This window comes from Serratia sp. OS31 (assembly GCF_014164835.1).
Classification (GTDB): Bacteria; Pseudomonadota; Gammaproteobacteria; order Enterobacterales; family Enterobacteriaceae; genus Serratia; species Serratia liquefaciens_A.
Window position 1 is genome coordinate 77,641 of the sequence record NZ_JACJFQ010000001.1, and the last position, 18,517, is coordinate 96,157.

Annotated in this window: 17 protein-coding genes and 1 other annotated feature; of the genes, 8 read left to right on the top strand and 9 right to left on the bottom strand. The window is 56.2% G+C overall.

All coding sequences use genetic code 11. The features are described from left to right. Position 1: 1 nt before the first annotated feature. From thrA to H5P17_RS00340, 3 genes are all read right to left on the bottom strand, one after another. Positions 2-2,461, bottom strand: coding sequence for a bifunctional aspartate kinase/homoserine dehydrogenase I (gene thrA / locus H5P17_RS00330; RefSeq protein WP_122077094.1), 2,460 nt, complete (start codon positions 2,459-2,461; stop codon positions 2-4). 25 nt (positions 2,462-2,486) lie between these two features. Continuing rightward, positions 2,487-2,605, bottom strand: a sequence feature (Thr leader region). Next, on the bottom strand, positions 2,544-2,630 hold the full coding sequence (gene thrL / locus H5P17_RS00335; RefSeq protein WP_071592991.1) for a thr operon leader peptide: 87 nt from the start codon (positions 2,628-2,630) through the stop codon (positions 2,544-2,546). It overlaps the preceding feature by 62 nt. Before the next feature lie 194 nt (positions 2,631-2,824). After that, complete coding sequence (locus H5P17_RS00340; RefSeq protein ID WP_182820694.1) at positions 2,825-3,511, bottom strand: tRNA/rRNA methyltransferase; 687 nt, start codon at positions 3,509-3,511, stop codon at positions 2,825-2,827. A 633-nt stretch (positions 3,512-4,144) separates the two neighbouring features. Between H5P17_RS00340 and arcA the strand changes: the two genes are divergently transcribed. Next, positions 4,145-4,861: a two-component system response regulator ArcA gene (gene arcA, locus H5P17_RS00345; RefSeq protein ID WP_004949989.1), complete on the top strand. Its 717-nt coding sequence runs from the start codon at positions 4,145-4,147 to the stop codon at positions 4,859-4,861. Positions 4,862-4,906: 45 nt separating this feature from the next. Here arcA and creA read toward each other — a convergent pair whose 3' ends face one another. Continuing rightward, positions 4,907-5,386, bottom strand: a complete 480-nt coding sequence (gene creA, locus H5P17_RS00350) for a protein CreA (protein WP_044554110.1) — start codon at positions 5,384-5,386, stop codon at positions 4,907-4,909. Between the two features lie 342 nt (positions 5,387-5,728). Between creA and robA the strand changes: the two genes are divergently transcribed. Further along, entirely contained in the window at positions 5,729-6,598 is an 870-nt protein-coding gene (gene robA / locus H5P17_RS00355; RefSeq protein WP_182820696.1) for an MDR efflux pump AcrAB transcriptional activator RobA, read from the top strand. Here the strand turns inward: robA and gpmB are convergent. Next, a complete protein-coding gene (gpmB, locus tag H5P17_RS00360) occupies positions 6,595-7,242 on the bottom strand; it encodes a 2,3-diphosphoglycerate-dependent phosphoglycerate mutase GpmB (RefSeq protein WP_044554108.1) in 648 nt (215 codons plus the stop codon). The genes robA and gpmB overlap by 4 nt on opposite strands. Before the next feature lie 111 nt (positions 7,243-7,353). On the opposite strand from gpmB, the gene yjjX reads away from it, so the two are divergent. Next, a complete protein-coding gene (gene yjjX / locus H5P17_RS00365; protein WP_020825133.1) occupies positions 7,354-7,893 on the top strand; it encodes an inosine/xanthosine triphosphatase in 540 nt (179 codons plus the stop codon). Between the two features lie 21 nt (positions 7,894-7,914). Here yjjX and trpR read toward each other — a convergent pair whose 3' ends face one another. Continuing rightward, a complete protein-coding gene (gene trpR, locus H5P17_RS00370) occupies positions 7,915-8,244 on the bottom strand; it encodes a trp operon repressor (RefSeq protein WP_020825132.1) in 330 nt (109 codons plus the stop codon). A gap of 55 nt (positions 8,245-8,299) precedes the next feature. Further along, positions 8,300-10,228 carry a murein transglycosylase gene (gene sltY / locus H5P17_RS00375; RefSeq protein ID WP_182820698.1) on the bottom strand — a complete coding sequence of 643 codons (1,929 nt, stop codon included), beginning with the start codon at positions 10,226-10,228 and terminating at the stop codon, positions 8,300-8,302. A 739-nt stretch (positions 10,229-10,967) separates the two neighbouring features. Here sltY and H5P17_RS00380 point away from each other — a divergent pair. From H5P17_RS00380 to ettA, 4 genes are all read left to right on the top strand, one after another. Then, on the top strand, positions 10,968-11,582 hold the full coding sequence (locus H5P17_RS00380) for a YfiR family protein (RefSeq protein WP_044554106.1): 615 nt from the start codon (positions 10,968-10,970) through the stop codon (positions 11,580-11,582). Further along, complete coding sequence (locus tag H5P17_RS00385) at positions 11,579-12,826, top strand: diguanylate cyclase domain-containing protein (RefSeq protein ID WP_044554105.1); 1,248 nt, start codon at positions 11,579-11,581, stop codon at positions 12,824-12,826. The genes H5P17_RS00380 and H5P17_RS00385 overlap by 4 nt, the downstream gene beginning before the upstream one ends. 35 nt (positions 12,827-12,861) lie before the next feature. Continuing rightward, positions 12,862-13,359, top strand: coding sequence for an OmpA family protein (locus H5P17_RS00390; protein ID WP_020825128.1), 498 nt, complete (start codon positions 12,862-12,864; stop codon positions 13,357-13,359). Between the two features lie 140 nt (positions 13,360-13,499). Beyond that, positions 13,500-15,167, top strand: a complete 1,668-nt coding sequence (gene ettA, locus H5P17_RS00395) for an energy-dependent translational throttle protein EttA (RefSeq protein WP_041414175.1) — start codon at positions 13,500-13,502, stop codon at positions 15,165-15,167. Between the two features lie 29 nt (positions 15,168-15,196). Here ettA and H5P17_RS00400 read toward each other — a convergent pair whose 3' ends face one another. After that, a complete protein-coding gene (locus tag H5P17_RS00400) occupies positions 15,197-16,108 on the bottom strand; it encodes a LysR family transcriptional regulator (protein WP_182820699.1) in 912 nt (303 codons plus the stop codon). A 98-nt stretch (positions 16,109-16,206) separates the two neighbouring features. On the opposite strand from H5P17_RS00400, the gene H5P17_RS00405 reads away from it, so the two are divergent. Beyond that, entirely contained in the window at positions 16,207-17,208 is a 1,002-nt protein-coding gene (locus H5P17_RS00405) for a zinc-binding alcohol dehydrogenase family protein (protein ID WP_182820701.1), read from the top strand. 33 nt (positions 17,209-17,241) lie between these two features. On the opposite strand, the gene nadR is transcribed toward H5P17_RS00405, so the two are convergent. Continuing rightward, positions 17,242-18,498: a multifunctional transcriptional regulator/nicotinamide-nucleotide adenylyltransferase/ribosylnicotinamide kinase NadR gene (gene nadR, locus H5P17_RS00410; protein WP_020825124.1), complete on the bottom strand. Its 1,257-nt coding sequence runs from the start codon at positions 18,496-18,498 to the stop codon at positions 17,242-17,244. Positions 18,499-18,517: the final 19 nt, after the last annotated feature.

An 18,517-nucleotide genomic window follows, 5' to 3' on the forward strand; every position in this document is an offset into this window, starting at 1 on the left:
ATTAAACTCCCAACTTCCATGACAGTGTGCGCAACAGATCGGCGAAGACCCCTGCTGCAGTCACATCGTTACCGGCACCGTAGCCACGCAGCACCAACGGCAACGGCTGATAGTAACGGCTGTAGAAAGCCAAGGCGTTCTCGCCGTTCTTCACTTTATACAACGGATCGTTGCCGTCTACCGCATCTATGCGAACCTGACAGCGGCCATTTTCAATGACACCGACGTAACGCAGCACCTTGCCCTGCTCGGCGGCATTGGCCACATTGCGGGCATATTCCTTGTCCAACTCCGGCAGGCGCGCCATAAAGGTTTCCACATCCCCGGAGGCATCAAAGGAAGGCGGCAAAGCCGACTCGACTTCGATATCCTCCAGTTCCAGCTTATACCCCGCTTCACGGGCCAGGATCAGCAGCTTGCGGGCCACGTCCATACCGGAAAGGTCGTCACGGGGATCCGGTTCGGTATAGCCTTTGGCCTTGGCCTCCAGGGTTGCCGCCGACAGCGACATACCCTCGTCCAGCTTGCCGAAGATAAACGACAGCGAACCGGACAGAATGCCGGAGAAACGCGTCAGCTCGTCACCGGCGTTCAGCAGGTTTTGCAGGTTTTCGATCACCGGCAGACCCGCACCGACGTTAGTGTCGTACAGGAACTTGCGGCGCGAACCGGCCGCGGCGGTGCGTAACTGTTGGTAGTAGTTCATCGACGAGGTGTTGGCCTTTTTGTTCGGCGTCACCACGTGGAATCCGTCGGCCAGGAAGTCCGCATATTGATCGGCAACGGCCTGGCTTGAGGTGCAGTCGACAATCACCGGGTTCAGCAGGTGGTACTCCTTCACCAAACGAATCAAACGCCCCAGGTTGAACGGCTCTTGCGCGCCGGCCAGCTCATCACGCCAGCTTTCAAGCTGAATGCCGTGAATGTTGGTCAACATGGCGCGCGAATTGGCAATGCCGCACACCCGCAGATCGATATGTTTTTGTTTCAGCCAAGGTTGCTGACGGTAAATCTGCTCGATCAACGCGCCGCCCACGCCACCAACGCCGATGACAAACACTTCAATCACCTGATCGGTGTTGAACAACATCTGATGGCAAACGCGCACCCCGGTGGTCGCAGAATCATTGCTGACCACCACCGAGATGGAGCGTTCGGACGAGCCCTGAGCAATAGCGACAATGTTGATATTGGCGCGAGCCAGCGCTGAGAAGAAGCTGGCCGAAATGCCGCGCAGGGTACGCATGCCGTCGCCGACCACCGAGATGATCGCCAGCTGTTCCATTACGTCCAGCGGCTCCAGCAGGCCGTCTTTCAATTCAAGATAGAACTCGTCTTCCAGCGCACGACGCGCACGTTGCAGTTCGCTCTGCGGCACGCAGAAGCTGATGCTGTATTCGGAAGAAGACTGGGTGATCAGCACCACCGAGATACCGGCGCGTGACATCACGGCAAACACCCGCGCGGCCATGCCGACCATGCCTTTCATCCCCGGACCGGAGACGTTGATCATCGCCATATTGTTCAGGTTGGTGATGCCCTTCACCGGCGTATCGGAATCCAGATTTTCGCCACCAATCAGTGTGCCAGGCGCCTGTGGATTAGCGGTGTTTTTGATCAGGCAGGGGATTTGGAACTGGGCGATGGGGGCAATGGTGCGGGGATGAAGAACGCTGGCGCCGAAGTAGGAAAGCTCCATGGCTTCCTGGTACGACATCGATTTCAACAGCCTGGCGTCCGGCACGGTGCGTGGGTCACAGGTATAAACGCCGTCAACGTCGGTCCAGATCTCGCAGCAGTCGGCGCGCAGGCAGGCGGCCAGCACGGCGGCGGAGTAGTCAGAACCGTTACGGCCCAGCACCACCAATTCGCCCTTGTCGTTGCCGGCGGTGAAACCGGCCATCAGCACAATGTGATCCGCCGGGATGGCCGATGCGGCGATACGCAATGTGGATTCTGCGATATCAACCGTGGACTCCAGGTAATGCCCCTGCGCCAGCAGCTTTTCAACCGGGTTAATCACCGTGACCGGGAAACCTTTGGCGCGAAACACCCCTTCCATGATGGCGATGGAGAGCTTCTCGCCGCGACAGATGATGGCCGCATTCACGCTGTCCGGACACTGTCCAAGCAACGCAACGCCATGCAACACCTGCTTGAGCTGGGCGAACTCCTGATCGACAAACGTCTTGAGGCGATCGTACTCAAAGCCGGGCAACGCCTGCGCCAGCCCGCTCAGCAGGTCGGCGAAGATGCGCTCTGCATCGCTCATATTTGGCAGAATGTCTTGCCCCGCTACCGTTTTTTCAATCATCGCCACCAGGTGGTTAGTGATTTTAGCCGGAGCGGACAAGACCGTGGCCACCTGTCCCTGACGTGCATTACTTTCCATGATGTCGGCAACGCGCAGAAAACGTTCTGCATTCGCTACCGAGGTTCCGCCAAATTTCAGCACTCGCATTTCTTGTCTCTCCCGAATTTAAGCCGAAAAAAAAGCCCGCACTGGTTAGGTGCGGGCTTTTTTCTTTTGTTTCCTGTACGCGTCAGCCCGCCCCGTTACCTGTGGTATCGGTGGTGGTAATAATTGTTGTGTTCAGGCTGATGTTTCGCATTTTGTCTGTCTGTCTCATTAAATACTCTGTCCCCTCTATTGGTTAAAGCAATCGCTATCCCAAGTCAAATTATTTCTTTTTTTTGCTTATTTATCGTCCAGCTAGCTAACCGGGCGATGCGAGAGCTGAAAAGCCAGATGACAGAACAAAAAGACAGGCAGGCGGCAAATTTGCAGTGGATCACACTGCAAAATTAGCCATGTTTACGGGTATCACTTTGTCAGTTTTTTTTCGATATCATGCAACAAAGTATGCAGCATCGCCGTGTCCCGCTGTAGCAAAGTACCAAGCCGTTGATGCAGCCAGTCGCGCAATTTTTGATCGTCACTGACCTCCAGCGCCGCCAGTAACCCATCAGCACGCTGACGCAATGCCTTAAGCTGGCCTTCGTGGGCGACCGCCTCTTGCGGCGCGCTGACGTTCATCAGCTCTGACAGCTGATAACAGTACACCATCACCGCCTGGCCGAGATTGAGCGAAGGATAATCCGCCTGCATAGGTACGCCAGTCAGCAAATCCGCCAGTTCCAGCTCCTCATTGGTCAGGCCGGAATCTTCGCGGCCAAACACCAGCGCCGCCTGGTTTACCCACTGGCTGCGCTCACTCAGTTGGCCCAACAGTTGCTGCGGCGTACAGTAATAATGAAAACGCGCCCGGCTGCGGGCCGTGGTGGCTACGGTGAAATCTACGTCCGCCAGAGCCTGTTCCAGAGTGGCGAAAGTTTGCACGCCGTCGAGGATCTCCCCCGCCCCGTGAGCAACCCAACGCGCCGCCGGCTGCAGGTGCGCTTCGCTGTCGACGATACGCAACGAAGTGAAGCCCATGGTTTTCATTGCCCGCGCCGCAGCGCCGACGTTTTCCGGCCGTGCCGGAGCCACTAAAACAATATGCAGCTGCATCAATACTCCACAGAATAAGGGATCGCAGGTTTTTGACTGTTCAGGATAGTCTGATTATATTTACAAGTGTGCAACAATAATCCCGCGGGCCGCGATAGACAGGGGTAAATGCGCTATTGGCCTTATAAATGGCACGGAATACATATTATTACTTCTTATGATTTACTACTCTTATTAATCAAGGTGTTAAAATAACTGCTTTATCAATAAGCCGTTAATTCTACCTCATTAGGCGCAACAATGCTGAATCGTACACAGAATTTATGGTTCTGTGACTTAAGCTGGCATTTCTGTAAGTGTTTTTCACAAAACTGTTAACGTGCTACAATTGAATTTGATATATGTCAACAAAGCTTAGTTTTGTTGGGTGATGAATTCGGTACGCACTGTTATATTGCTGTTAATAGGGTTAGGATATGCGCCGTTTTGGCACCTTTGGGGATGTAAGGAATAGCACCCCCACCAAGCTAGCGATCTTGTTGACATGAGATGGAAAGTGCATCAAGAACGAGTTTACGTACTGTAGTCATTTGGTAAGAGGGAACGTGAGCGCTAATCTCTGCCCTCCGCTAAGAAAACAAAGACTTCTGTACTTCCTATTTTCTATTTTGTTGGCAATTTTAGGTAGCAAATATGCAGACCCCGCACATTCTGATTGTCGAAGACGAGTTAGTCACTCGTAACACCCTGAAGAGCATTTTCGAGGCGGAAGGCTACGTTGTTCATGAAGCCAATGATGGTGCAGAAATGCACAACATCCTGTCTGAAAATGATATCAATCTGGTTATCATGGACATCAATCTGCCAGGCAAAAATGGCCTGCTGCTGGCGCGTGAACTGCGCGAACAGGCCAGCGTTGCGCTGATGTTCCTGACCGGCCGTGATAACGAAGTTGATAAGATCCTCGGATTGGAAATCGGCGCTGATGACTATATCACCAAGCCATTTAATCCACGTGAACTGACCATTCGCGCACGCAACCTGCTGTCCCGCACCATGAACCTGGGCAGCGTCGGCGAAGAACGCCGTCTGGTTGAAAGCTATAAGTTCAACGGTTGGGAGCTGGACATCAACAGCCGCTCACTGATCAGCCCAGCGGGCGAGCAATATAAATTGCCGCGCAGTGAATTCCGCGCCATGCTGCACTTCTGCGAAAACCCGGGCAAGATCCAATCCCGTGGCGAACTGCTGAAGAAGATGACCGGCCGCGAGCTGAAACCGCATGACCGCACCGTGGACGTGACCATTCGTCGCATCCGCAAGCACTTCGAATCCACGCCGGACACGCCTGAAATCATCGCTACCATTCACGGTGAAGGCTACCGTTTCTGCGGCGATCTGGAAGAGTAAGCCTGCGCGTTAAAATAGTTGGGGTTCAACTGAACCCCAAGTCTCTTATTTTGCCTCACCCCAAGGGATGATCGGCACAGCGCTCAGTGCGTTCTTCGGCGAACCGTCCACCACACGGTCTGAATAACTCAGATAGATCAACGCATTGCGATTCGCATCGTAAAAACGCACCACCTGCAGCTTCTTGAACACCAGCGACGTCCGCTTCTGGAACACCACCGTCCCTTCCGCCTTGCCGTTTTTGATTTTATCGTTCAGCGCGATCGGCCCGACCTGCTGGCAAGAAATGGCTGCATCCGCAGTGTCTTCCGCTAATCCCAGACCGCCTTTAATGCCACCGGTTTTGGCACGGCTGATATAACAAGTTACATTTTTAACATCAGGATCGTCGAATGCTTCCACCACGATTTTGTGGTCCGGACCGAAGAGTTTGAATACCGTATCCACCGACCCAACCTGTTCTGCCTGCGCGCTGTTTACCGTTGCGCAAACTAAACCAAACAAAAATATCCATCCTTTTTTCATTCACTTAACTCCAATAACCTGGGCGCTAAAAATAGCCGCAGGCAATTAATATTGTTTATGTTTTAGGTCACAGAATAGGGGTTTTTCCGGTCTGCACCGGTCTTTTTAGCACAGAGCGTGAAAAAAATCTTTGAGAGTCTCGGAGGAAAAAAATTGCTATTATGCGGCGTCGTTATTTCTTTGCGCCCTTTAAGGTGTGCCCCTGTCCAACTCCCGCGCAACCCGCTGCGAGAGGCAAAGAGTGCTACGCAAAATGGCTCATGGATTGGTCTGATAGCGCAAGCACCAGCGTGACGAATAAACAGTTCGGGTCCCGACCCTAAAGCTCTACGAGGAAGATCTATGGATCAAGCCGGTATCATTCGTGATCTGCTTAGCTGGCTGGAAAGCCATTTGGACCAACCCTTGTCGCTGGACAACGTGGCGGCGAAAGCGGGTTACTCAAAATGGCATCTACAACGGATGTTCAAAGATATTACCGGTAACGCCATCGGCGCTTATATCCGGGCAAGGAGATTATCCAAGGCTGCAGTGGCGCTGCGTTTAACCAGCCGCCCTATTCTGGATATCGCCTTACAGTATCGCTTCGACTCGCAGCAGACCTTCACGCGCGCATTTAAAAAACAGTTTGCGCAAACGCCGGCGTTGTATCGCCGCGCCGAAGACTGGAGCGCATTCGGCATCTGTCCGCCAATCCGCCTGGGCGCCTTTACCCTGCCGCAGCCAGAGTTTGTCACGTTGCCGGAACAGCATCTGATTGGCCTGACGCAAAGCTATTCGTGCACGCTGGAGCAAATTTCGAACTTCCGTACCGAGCTGCGCTCACAGTTCTGGCGCCAATACCTGGGCGAAGCAGAGACGCTGCCGCCGGTGCTGTACGGTCTGCACCATTCGCGGCCAAGCCAGGAAAAGGACGACGAGCAGGAAGTGCTGTACACCACGGCGCTGGAACCGCATCACGTTCCGAAGGAAATTCAGGCTGGGCAACCGCTGACGTTGCAAGGTGGTGAGTATGCAATGTTCAGTTATGAAGGCCCTACTTCTGGTCTGCAGGACTTTATTCTGACGCTATACGGCACTTGCCTGCCGGCACTCAAACTCACGCGCCGCAAAGGGCACGACATTGAGCGCTTTTATCCCAAGGGTGACCGTCGGCCACCCCAACCGCCGACCGAGATCAACTGCGACTATTTGATCCCGATCCGCCGTTAACGCTGCAGTTCGTCCAGTGCGGGCATGTCCAGATGCGTGACATCGCCCGCCGTTTCGACTATCCAGCCGGAAGCCAGCCAAGGGCTCTGCTGATGGTCGACACGCGACAGCGAACAGTTGCGCAAACGCAGGCGACGTTCGGCATAGGCCGGTAACCCTAGCACGGTGCTGATCAAACACCCCAGCGCGATACCGTGGCTCACGATCAGCGGCTTGCTCCCTTCAGGCAGCATCAGGCAGCTTTCCAGCGCCTCACGCATCCGCCCACCCAGCTCGCTCATGGATTCACCTTGAGGGATACGGCCGTCGGCAGTACCATCGACCATCTGCTTGCGCCACTGCTCTTCCTGCGGCGTCAGGCTGTCGATCAGGCGTTCTTCCAGAACCCCCATGTGTAACTCGCGCAAACGCGGATCGTTTATAACCTCGCAACCGCAAGCTTCTGCGATAATTTGCGCGGTGCGTCGGGTACGCCCCAAATCGCTGGTAATCACGTGCGTGATACCGAGCTTGCTGACGCGTTGGGCAACCAGATGAGCCTGATGCTCACCGTGGGCGGTTAACGGGCTGTCGGACTGACCCTGGATACGGCGAGCCGCATTCCATTCCGTTTCGCCGTGGCGAACGAGGTATACCTGTAACATTTTGCTTTTCCGTTATACTGCGTGAAACCTGAGTTTATCTTCGTCACAGGCCGCTTGCGCAAGCGTCTGACGTATTGAATAGGCTCTTAGCTTAAGGATGCCAAACCCGTTATGTATCATGTTGTCGCTGCAACTACCAACCCGGCAAAGATCAAGGCTATTCAGTTGGCCTTTGAGGACACCTTTGGCGTGGACCAATGCCGCATTGAATCGGTCGACGTCGCCAGCGGCGTCTCACTGCAACCCATCGGCAATCTCGAAACCCGCACCGGCGCACGCCAGCGCGTCATGGAAGCGCGCCAGGTACGCCCGGAGGCCGACTTTTGGGTCGGCGTGGAAGCAGGTATCGAAGAGAATATGACCTTCGCCTGGATGACGGTGGAAAACCCGTACACCCGCGGCGAATCGCGTTCAGCCAGTCTGATGCTGCCGGAGACGATTTTACAGGGAATTCGCGCCGGCCGCGAATTGGGGACTGAAATGGCGACCATCACCGGCAATGCCGAAGTGAAGCGCCAGGGCGGCGCTATCGGTATCTTCACCGATGGGCGGTTGAGCCGCACCAGCGTTTACCATCAGGCTCTGCTGTTGGCGCTGGTGCCCTTCCACAACCCGATCTACCAAAACCATAACAACGCGCCGCAAAAATAAGCGTTGACGAGCGAGGCGCGACTAAGGTGCCTCGCCCAGTAACTGCTGTTCCAGCCACTGTTTCAACGCCGGCGTCGCGGCCTTCAGGCTGTTCGAACCGCGAGTGATGGTGGCAATACCGGCACCCAGCTCGTTCTTCAGCTCACGCTGGCTCATCTCACCGCGCATCAGCTCCTGAATAATCCGCACCCGCGTCCCCAAAGCCGTTCTTTCGTCCGGCGTCAGCAGCAGTTGCAGCAGCGGTTGGTGCAGATCCTGGGCGAACGAATTCTGCAGCAGCGCGACAAAGCGCAGCCAATCCTCATTGCCTTGTTCTGAAAGAGCCGGGTCGTTAAGCGATAATTGCGTCATGGCAAGCCACCATACTATTTAACTAGTACAGCAGCATAGCATAGCGCCGCAAAAATCAATAACGCCTCTGCCACTCGGCATCGGTCAGCACCTTGGCCGGACGATGCATGAGGTAGCGATAAAATGCGTCGTAGGCCAGTACGTTCTTCACATAGGAACGGGTTTCCGAGAACGGAATGCTTTCGACAAACGCCACCGCATCCACCCGTCCCTCGCTGTTGCCCAACCAGGTATTTACCCGCGATGGACCGGCGTTGTAGGCCGCCGATGACAGAATACGGTTACGGCCGAACTGCTGGTACACATACTCCAGGTAGCTGGTACCGATGGTAATGTTAACCCGGGGATCAAGCAGCTGGCTCGGGCTGGTGTAACCGGGAATATTGTACATTTGCACGGTATGTTGCGCCGTGCGCGGCATCACCTGCATCAGGCCGCTGGCCCCTACCGGTGACTGGGCTTTCGGGTTCCAGGCGCTCTCCTGACGGGCTATCGCCATGGCGTAGCTTGGCGTGATCCCCTTGTCATCGGTCGCGGCCCGGAACTCTTGCGGCCAGGCCACCGGGAAGCGCTCTTCAAGGTGATCCCACAGTTTGCCGACGATGGTCGCCTGCACGCTGAGATCGGCCCATTTTTGCTCGAACGCATAACGCGCCAGCGCTTCCTGTTCCGGACGGCTGCGGCTGGACACAAACGAGGTCCACTCGCTGCGCGCCAGATTATCCATATTCCAATACATTAGCTCGCGCACCCGGGCAATCTCCGGCCCGTCCACCAGCGAAGCGCGAGGTTTCGCCGCCACGGCCACCATTACCGGGTAAGGCTTATTCAGTTTCTGCGCCGCCACCATAGGATAGAAGCCGCGTTCGTTCATCAGGCGACGCAGGATCTCTTCACCTTCACTGCGTTTGCCTTCGTCCAGCAGCAGGCTTGCACGCCAGTAACGCCACTCGTCTTTATTGCGTGACTCTGCCGGCAGGCGAGCCAGCCAGGTAGCAACCCCCTGACGATCGCCATTGCCCAATGCCATACGCACACGACGTTCCAGCAGAGCCGGAGACTGACTGCGCAGGATCACCTTATCTCGCCATTGGGTTTGTTCGAAGGTGGCATCGCTGCCCATCAGCCGCCAGGCCACCGCCTCTTCCAACCCCAACTGCTCGCCGTCGCTCATTTTTTGCAGACGTACCAGCGTCGGGATCATCGCGCGGGCATTTTCTACATCCTGGCGCGCCAGGCGTTCAAAAGCGATGCCGGTCGCGGCACGGGTAAAATCGGTTGGCCCCACGCTGCGGGCAAAGGATTCTACCGTGGCAGGATCGTTTTGCAGGCGCACTAGCGCATCGCCCATGGTTTGATAATCTGACGGCCACTGGCGGTAGAGGCTGTTGACCAGGCCGCTGTTGCCCTCCTTCAACGCCAACTTCATGCGCTCCAGAATGGCCGACGGCGTCTGTTTCCCGGCACCCTGCCAGACGTTGAACAGCTTGTCGCAGGCACCCGGCAACGACTTACCGCTCATCCACACGTCTTCGGCACCGCTCCAGGCTGCCTGTTGATCGCCGATGGCCCACTTGGCGTAATAGTAATTGCAACGTGCAGCGATAGGTTTCGGCGCCTGTGGGCTAAAAGCCAACAGTGTGCGCCAGTCCTCACGCCGTGCCAGCTCGTTAACAAAACGCGGGGCCAATGATTTGGCCGGCGGCAGCGTCGGATGCTGTTTGATAAAATCGTTCACCTCAGAGAACCCGGCCTGACTGAGATCCTGCGTCAGCTCACGGTATTCCAGATAAGGGTATAGCGGATAATCACGCAGCGTCGGCATCAATTGCGCCACGACGTCCATCTGCTTGCTGTCCCACGCCTGCTTAATCTGCAGGTAGCGCTGACGCTGGGCGTCCAGCGAGTCCGCCAATGCGGCGCCTGAGAATGCCGTCAGGCACAGGCCCACAGCCAAAAACCGCCACTTGTCTACCTTGACCATACTGACTCTTTCCTCGCTAATGCTGATGGTGTTGCCAGAGCCGATTCACCCGTTGCCGCGCTACGACAGCAGCCAACGGACAGTGAAACGGCTCTCCGAGTGTTTCGCGCTCTGTCGTGGGATATCGCTTCATCCGGCACGCCAGAACAAAAGGGGCGCTGAGTGACTGACTCAGCCATCTACCATAGACAACGCGATCGCTTATCCATTCACTACTGTAGATGAAGTTTATCGTCACGAAGGGCTTCAGGTAAAAAAGGTTTACCCTCGCTGACAAATAAAATAAAGCCGGCGCCAAACACCGCGTATTAATCATTTAACCCGAGGTTAACATTGAGAAACGAACGGCTCATTTATTATTAATAAGCTCCGCCGACAATAAGATGAAGTCATCTGAAATAATTAGTCATGCAGGATATATTTCCAAGCCGACGACTATGCCGTTGCGCAAATCCCCTCAAACCTCAGGCCGGGCGGGCTCAGTTTGCAGAAAACGCCTGGCAAACCCTGACGGACGTTTTTATACTATTAAAAAAAGGTAAGATAATTCTGAGAAAACGGCACATAAAGCGCGCAACCGGGATATCTTATAATACAATCCGCGCCAATTATGGGTAGATAGTGTTCATCAGGCAGTGCGATTGACAGTTTTCAGCAAGGCAATTATCCCTTCGAGCGGGTCAGGCTTCTCATTGTTATGTTGCCGCATCGGTACTGCGGACGTGGGCAGGAATGGCAGATGAAGATGGCAAAATATGCCGCGTCGTTAGCGACATGCGCAAAAAATTCTCTTGCGAGTTTCATTTGCGCACGTCTGGACTACGGCCGCCTGTTGTCGCTGGTGCTGCTCACCCTGTTGGCCTTTCCCGGTTCAGCCCGCCCCGAAACCGGTGATCCTTATCAAAATCGCATCCATGCCGTCACCACCGTGGTGGTAGGCATTATCAGCTATGCCCGTTGGCCCAGCGAACCCAATCCGATCCGGCTGTGCGTGACGGCACCCACCCAGTATGCCGAAGGCCTGTTCGATCCGATCCTGCTTAGTGCTCCGCGGCCGATTAAGGCCGAGCGCGTATCCTTTGACAGCCCGCTACTGAGCACCGGTTGCGATGTCATTTATTTAGGCAATATTAACGCCGGCCAGAAACAGAATTTTATACAGCGCATCAGCGGCCACTCCATTCTCAGCATCAGCGAGAACGATGTTGAATGCTCAGCCGGCAGCGCGTTCTGCCTGCAAATCGAAGGGGATACCGCAAGTTTTAAAGCCAATCTCGATGCGCTGGCACGTAGCGGCGTGCGCGTTCACCCCAACGTGCTGCAGTTGGCACGCAAACAGGCGCCCCCGCTATGAAGTGGTTGCGCAAGAACCGTTCGGGTCAGTCACGCCCTACGCTGGGCCGGGTACTGCAAAGAGTCCACCTTGGGCTGGCGCTGATTGCCGTGGGTACTGCGGGGATCTTCCTGACCCTGGTGGCGCTGTTTGCCCTGCGTGCCTACGCCAACCACAATTTGCATCTGATCGCACGTTCCATCAGCTATACCGTTGAAGCCGCCGTGGTGTTCGAAGACCGTGCCGCCGCCCGCGAAGCCCTGGTGCTGATCGCCTCCAAAGAGGAAGTGTCGGAAGCCAGAATTCTGAACAACAACGGCAAAGTGCTCGCCACCTGGCATCACCCCAAGGACGGCCCACTGCACGGCATGGAGCAAATCGTGGCGCACTGGGCGTTGCCGGAACCGGTGATCTTACCGATCACGCATGAAGGCAAAGAAGTCGGCAAAGTGTGGCTGAGCGGCCACGGCGGCAGCCTGCTGCGTTTTTTGCTACGCGGTATGGTAGGAATGATCGCCTGCCTGGTACTCAGTACCCTGTGTGCGCTGGTACTGTCGCGCCGCATGCTGCAGGGGATCGTCCGCTCGCTGGACGATATTGCCAACGTGGCGCATGCAGTACGGCGCGATCGCGCCTTTGGGCTGCGGGTGCCTTCGGCACCGATTGCCGAATTGCATGAGCTGAGCAGCGACTTTAATGGCCTGCTGGACGAACTGGAGGCCTGGCAAGCGCACCTGAAACAGGAGAATGACTCGCTGACCCACCGGGCGACCCACGACAGTCTGACCGGCTTGCCGAATCGCGCTTTCTTCGAAGGTCGATTGAGTCGCGCGCTGGGAGACATCGAGTCGCCCGAAAAACTGGCGGTGCTGTTTATCGACGGCGATCGCTTCAAGGAAGTTAACGACAGCTACGGTCACGCCGCCGGCGACGTAGTGTTGACCACCATTGCCGGGCGTATCCGCGCGCAGTTACGCGAAAGCGACCTGGTTGCACGTTTAGGAGGTGATGAGTTCGCCGTGCTGTTGGCACCGGTCCACACTACGGAAGATGTACTGCAGATTGCCGATAACATTATCGACTGCATGACCCAACCGGTGATGTTACCGAACGGCGAGGAGGTCATTTCCTCTTTGAGTATCGGTATTGCACTTTACCCTGAACATGCGGTGACGCCTCAGGGACTCTTGCACGAAGCTGACGATGCGATGTACCAGGCCAAGCATCGTTATAACGGAGGCTGGCGGCTGGCAATACAGAAATAAAGCCCCGGCTATAAAATAAAACTAGGGATTTGATTATGATACAGCAAACACTAAAAAACCGTTTTTCACTGCTGACGATGATGTTTATCGCTCTGCTGGCCCTCGCCGGCTGCCAGAGCAAACCGCAGGGCCTGACGCCCGAGCAGATTGCCCTGTTGCAGTCACAAGGGTTCAAACTGACCGATAACGGTTGGGAATTTGGCCTGTCCGACAAGGTGCTGTTCGGCAACAACGTGGGCAAACTGAACCCGGAAAGCACCGACACGGTGCAGAAAATGGGCCGCGCGCTGATGAGCGTCGGCATCACCAAATTCCGTCTGGATGGTCACACCGATAATTACGGTGAAGACAGCTATAACGACCAGCTCTCGCTGCGCCGCGCCAATGCGGTGGCCGACCTGCTGGCCAGCGTGGGTATTCCGCGCGCTAACATCGAAACTCGCGGCATGGGCAAACGCGACCCGGTCGCCGATAACCGCACCTCCAGCGGCCGGGCGGAAAACCGCCGCGTCGCGATCGTCGTCACTCCTTAAGCGACCAATATGCGCCTTCACGGGCGCATAACCGGTTATACTTAGCGATCGCTGAGTGATGTCTGGGATCCGCTTTCGAAACGGGCTACACTCCGCAGCCAGACATCCTATAAAAACTGATATAGAGAGGCTAGAGCACCGTGGCTCAATACGTCTATACCATGCACCGCGTCGGCAAAGTGGTTCCGCCGAAGCGTCATATCCTGAAAAACATCTCACTGAGCTTCTTCCCTGGCGCCAAAATCGGCGTGCTGGGTCTGAACGGCTCGGGTAAATCCACTCTGTTGCGCATCATGGCCGGCATCGACACCGATATCGAAGGTGAAGCTCGCCCGCAGCAAGGGATCAAAATCGGCTACCTGCCTCAGGAGCCGCAGCTGAACCTGGAGCACACCGTCCGCGAGTCGGTCGAAGAAGCGCTGGCGGAAGTGGTCGGTGCCCTGAAACGTCTGGATGAGGTGTACGCGCTATACGCTGAAGAAGGCGCTGACTTCGACAAGCTGGCCGCTGAACAGGGCCGTCTGGAAGAAATCATTCAGGCCCACGACGGCCACAACCTGAATACCCAGCTTGAGCGCGCCGCCGACGCGTTGCGCCTGCCGGAATGGGACGCCAAAATCGCCAACCTGTCCGGGGGTGAGCGTCGCCGCGTAGCGCTGTGTCGCCTGCTGCTGGAAAAACCGGACATGTTGCTGCTCGACGAACCAACCAACCACCTGGATGCGGAATCCGTGGCCTGGCTGGAACGCTTCCTGCACGACTTCGAAGGGACCGTGGTGGCAATCACCCACGACCGTTACTTCCTCGACAACGTGGCCGGCTGGATCCTCGAGCTGGACCGCGGCGAAGGTATCCCGTGGGAAGGCAACTACTCTTCCTGGCTGGAGCAGAAAGATGCACGTCTGGCGCAGGAAGCCTCTTCCGAAGCCGCACGCCGCAAATCCATCGAGAAAGAGCTGGAGTGGGTTCGCCAGGGCGCTAAAGGCCGTCAGTCCAAAGGCAAGGCGCGTTTGGCCCGCTTTGAAGAGCTGAACAGCACCGAATACCAAAAGCGTAACGAAACCAACGAACTCTTTATTCCACCTGGCGCACGCCTGGGCGATAAAGTGGTTGAAGTCAGCAACCTGCGCAAGTCCTACGGCGACCGCGTGCTGATTGACGATCTCTCCTTTGCCGTGCCGAAAGGCGCGATTGTCGGCATTATCGGCCCGAACGGCGCCGGTAAATCCACGCTGTTCCGCATGATGTCCGGTCAGGAACAGCCTGATTCCGGCAGCATCGTGCTGGGCGACACCGTTAAACTGGCCTCGGTCGATCAGTTCCGTGACAGCATGGACAATTCAAAAACCGTTTGGGAAGAAGTCTCCGGCGGCCAGGACATCATGCGTATCGGCAACACCGAAATGCCAAGCCGTGCTTACGTCGGCCGCTTTAACTTCAAAGGCGTCGATCAGGGCAAACGCGTAGGCGAGCTGTCCGGGGGCGAGCGTGGCCGTCTGCACCTGGCCAAGCTGCTGCAGGTTGGCGGCAACGTCCTGCTGCTCGACGAACCGACCAACGACCTGGATATCGAAACCCTGCGCGCACTGGAAAACGCCCTGCTGGAGTTCCCGGGCTGTGCGATGGTTATCTCGCACGACCGTTGGTTCCTCGACCGTATCGCCACCCACATTCTGGATTACCAGGATGAAGGTAACGTCGAGTTCTTCGAAGGTAACTTTACCGAATACGAAGAGTACAAGAAACGTACGCTGGGCGCCGAAGCGCTTGAGCCGCACCGTATCAAGTACAAGAGAATCGCCAAGTAATCCGGAAGGCGCCGCATGCGGCGCCTTTTTTAATCCCGAGCCAGTTCGCGGGCGTAATCGTCGAATACCGGATGTTGCAACACCACATCGATAAAACAGGCCAGCGCCGGCGAATTAAGCTTGCGACTGGGATAAACAAGATAGAGTTCATTGCCTTCCGCCTGCCAGTCCGGCAACACCTCCACCAGCTGTTTTTGCGCCACTACCTCGCGGCTGAGAAATGCCGGCAACAAAGTAATACCCGCGCCATAAATCGCACATTCGCGCGCATACAGCAGGTTATCGGTGATATGCAGCGTCGGCAGTTGCCAGCGAAAATACTCATCGCCTCGGCGCAGATTCCATGCGGGCCAGGAACGGTGCGCGATGCAGCGGTGCTGCTGCAACTGTTGCGGATGCAGGATAGGCGGGTACTGTGCCAGATACGCCGACGATGCCAGCAAATAACGCGGCGCATGCCCCAAGCGGCGACCAATCAAAGAAGAATCCTGTGGTTTGCCGGTGCGCAAAGCGGCATCGAACCCGTCCTGCACCATATCCACCATCGCATCGGATACCGACACCTCCAGCGAAACGTCCGGATATTGGCGCTGAAAATCCGCCGCCAGCCGTGCCAACAAGGTCGCCCCCAGCCCGGCAGGGGTCGAGATGCGCAACCGGCCGCTGGGGTTGTCACGCAGCCGTTGCAGTGCCAAATCCGCCCGTTCGGCAGCGGTCAGCATCTCCTGACAGTGTTCCAGATAGCGTTCACCGGCAAACGTCAGGTTGAGCTGGCGGGTGGTGCGGTTCAACAGGCGCAGGCCCAACGTCTGTTCCAACTGGCTGATGCGCTGGCTGACGCTGGACTTCGGCAAAGCGGCACGTTTGGCGGCGGCAGTAAAACTGCCGCACTCGGCCACCAGCGCGAATAGCGCCATATCCTGCAACTGCTTAAACCTCATTGTTCACCTCAAACGAACACTTAGTTAGTTATTGTCCATCTTATCACTCCCTCTCAAGAGGTCTACACTGAGGTTATTCATTCGAAAGGAGCACAGTCATGCCGATTAAAGCCATTGCCGTAGACCCGAAAAACCCCGCCGCCTTCATAGAGATCAGCCCAGAAAAACCCACGCCCGGACAGTACGATCTGTTGGTGGAAGTGAAAGCGGTGTCGGTCAACCCGGTGGATACCAAGGTCCATGCCGGCCTGCAAAAAAGCGGCCTGCAGCAGCCACGCATTCTCGGTTGGGACGCCAGCGGCGTCGTGGTTGAAGTGGGCAGCAGCGTCAGCGGCTTCAAACCCGGTGACGAGGTCTGGTACGCCGGTGATATCACTCGCCCGGGCAGCAACAGCACCCAACAATTGATCGATTCACGCATTACTGCCCACAAGCCTCGCAGCCTGAACTGGGCCGAGTCTGCCGCCATGCCGCTGACCGCCCTGACCGCCTGGGAGGCGCTGTTCGAACACCTGAAAATTCAGGACGCGGCGCCGGGGAAAACCCTGCTGATCATCGGCGGCGCCGGTGGCGTTGGTTCGCTGGCGATCCCGTTTGCGGCACAGCGCAGTCAGGTGAAGGTGATTGCCACCGCCTCTCGTCCCGAGTCGGCGGCCTGGTGTCTGGAGCGGGGTGCCGATCTGGTGGTGGACTATCGCGATCTGAAAGCTAACCTGGCGCAACAGGGCATTGAGAACGTGGATTATATTCTTTGCCTGAATGACACCGACGGCCACTGGCAAGCCATCTCCGATCTGATCGCGCCGATGGGCCACATCTGCACCATCGTAGAAAACGCGCAGCCGTTGGACCAGAGCGCACTGAAGTTGAAAAGCGCCGCGCTGCACTGGGAATTGATGTTTACCCGCAGCATGTTCAATACGCCGGATATCGCTCAGCAGGGCGATATCCTCAAGCAAGTGGCGCAACTGCTGGATGAAGGGAAGCTGAGCACCACCCTGAGCGAAACGCTGCACGGGCTAACGGTGCCGACGCTGACCGCCGCGCACCAAAAACTGCTCGACGGACATATGCAGGGAAAACTGGTGATTGTTTACTGATGACCGACGGGGCGCAGCCTGCGCCCCGCAGGCTTAGACCGCAACGCCAACCAGGCGACTGGCATCGGCCGCCAACAGCTGTTTGACCAGTTCGACGCAGCGCAGGAAGCGCTCGTCGTAATCGCTGGACTCTACGTGTACGTATTCAATGTTGTTGGCCCGCAGCATCTCTTCCAGCAAATACTGGAATGCCTTGCGATCGTTGGGATTGCCCAGGCTGCGCAACCCATCCGCCACCCATGGGGTGTTATTCTCCAGCAGGATCACCAGATCAAACCGGTACTCGTCGATCAACGCCTGTACAAAGGGGTGCTCGCGTCCTTCGTATTTTTTGCAGAACGCCTGAGTGGTCACGAAGTCGGTATCGATAAACGCCACTTTATTGGCGTATTTCACCGCAAAATCGACGTACTGCGCCTGGCCAAGGGCAATTTTGTCGTAGTCGGAATATTGCAACGCCATCTCATCCCCGCCGAGGTGCGAGAACACGTAGTCGCGGCCATATTCCCAGGCGCTGGTGGTATTGAATATGTTCGCCAACTTATTGACCAGGGTCGATTTACCGCTCGACTCGCCGCCGAGGATGGCCACGGTGCGAACAAAAAACGGCTTCACTTCGGTCGGAATATAGTCCCAATAGCGGAACGGATCCTGACGGATCTGGCGGCCGCTGATGTTCATAAATGAACGTTCGGGATCGATCAGAATGGTTTCAATGCCCAGATGTTCGCGATAGCGCGGAGCATCCTGTGCTTCACTGGAATAGATAAAGCTCGGCACTATGGCTTTCTGCTCCAGAAAAGCTTTCACCCCGTCGCTCCACACGTTCCAGCCGTGCGGATAGGGCTCGATGCCCTGTTCGTCAAACGAGTGAATATGGATGTTTTTCTGATATTTGAAGGTTTGCAGCAGCCAGCGCAGACGATCGCTGACCGTCGGCTGTTGCGACATGGAGCTGTTGTCAAACAGCTCCCGATCGCGCGGTTCATCGTGACACAGGATCACGTGCAACTCATCCACCTGGCTACAGGCTCGCTGGATCAGGTAAATATGACCGGTGTGCAGTGGGTAAAATTTACCAAACACCACGCCGACCTTTTTCTCACGGCGTGGAAACTCCAGCCCGAGGTAACGGTGCAGCGCCTCCAGCTTCTGGGCGCTCGGACTTTTGATTTTGTCGTTTAACAGTTGGCTAAGGTAGCCTTTGGTCATGCCACTGGCATCCGCCACCTGCTGCAGAGTGCAGTTCTTCTGCTTAATCGACGCCTTCAGGTAATCAAATTGCCGCATAGCCCCTCCGTTTAGTATG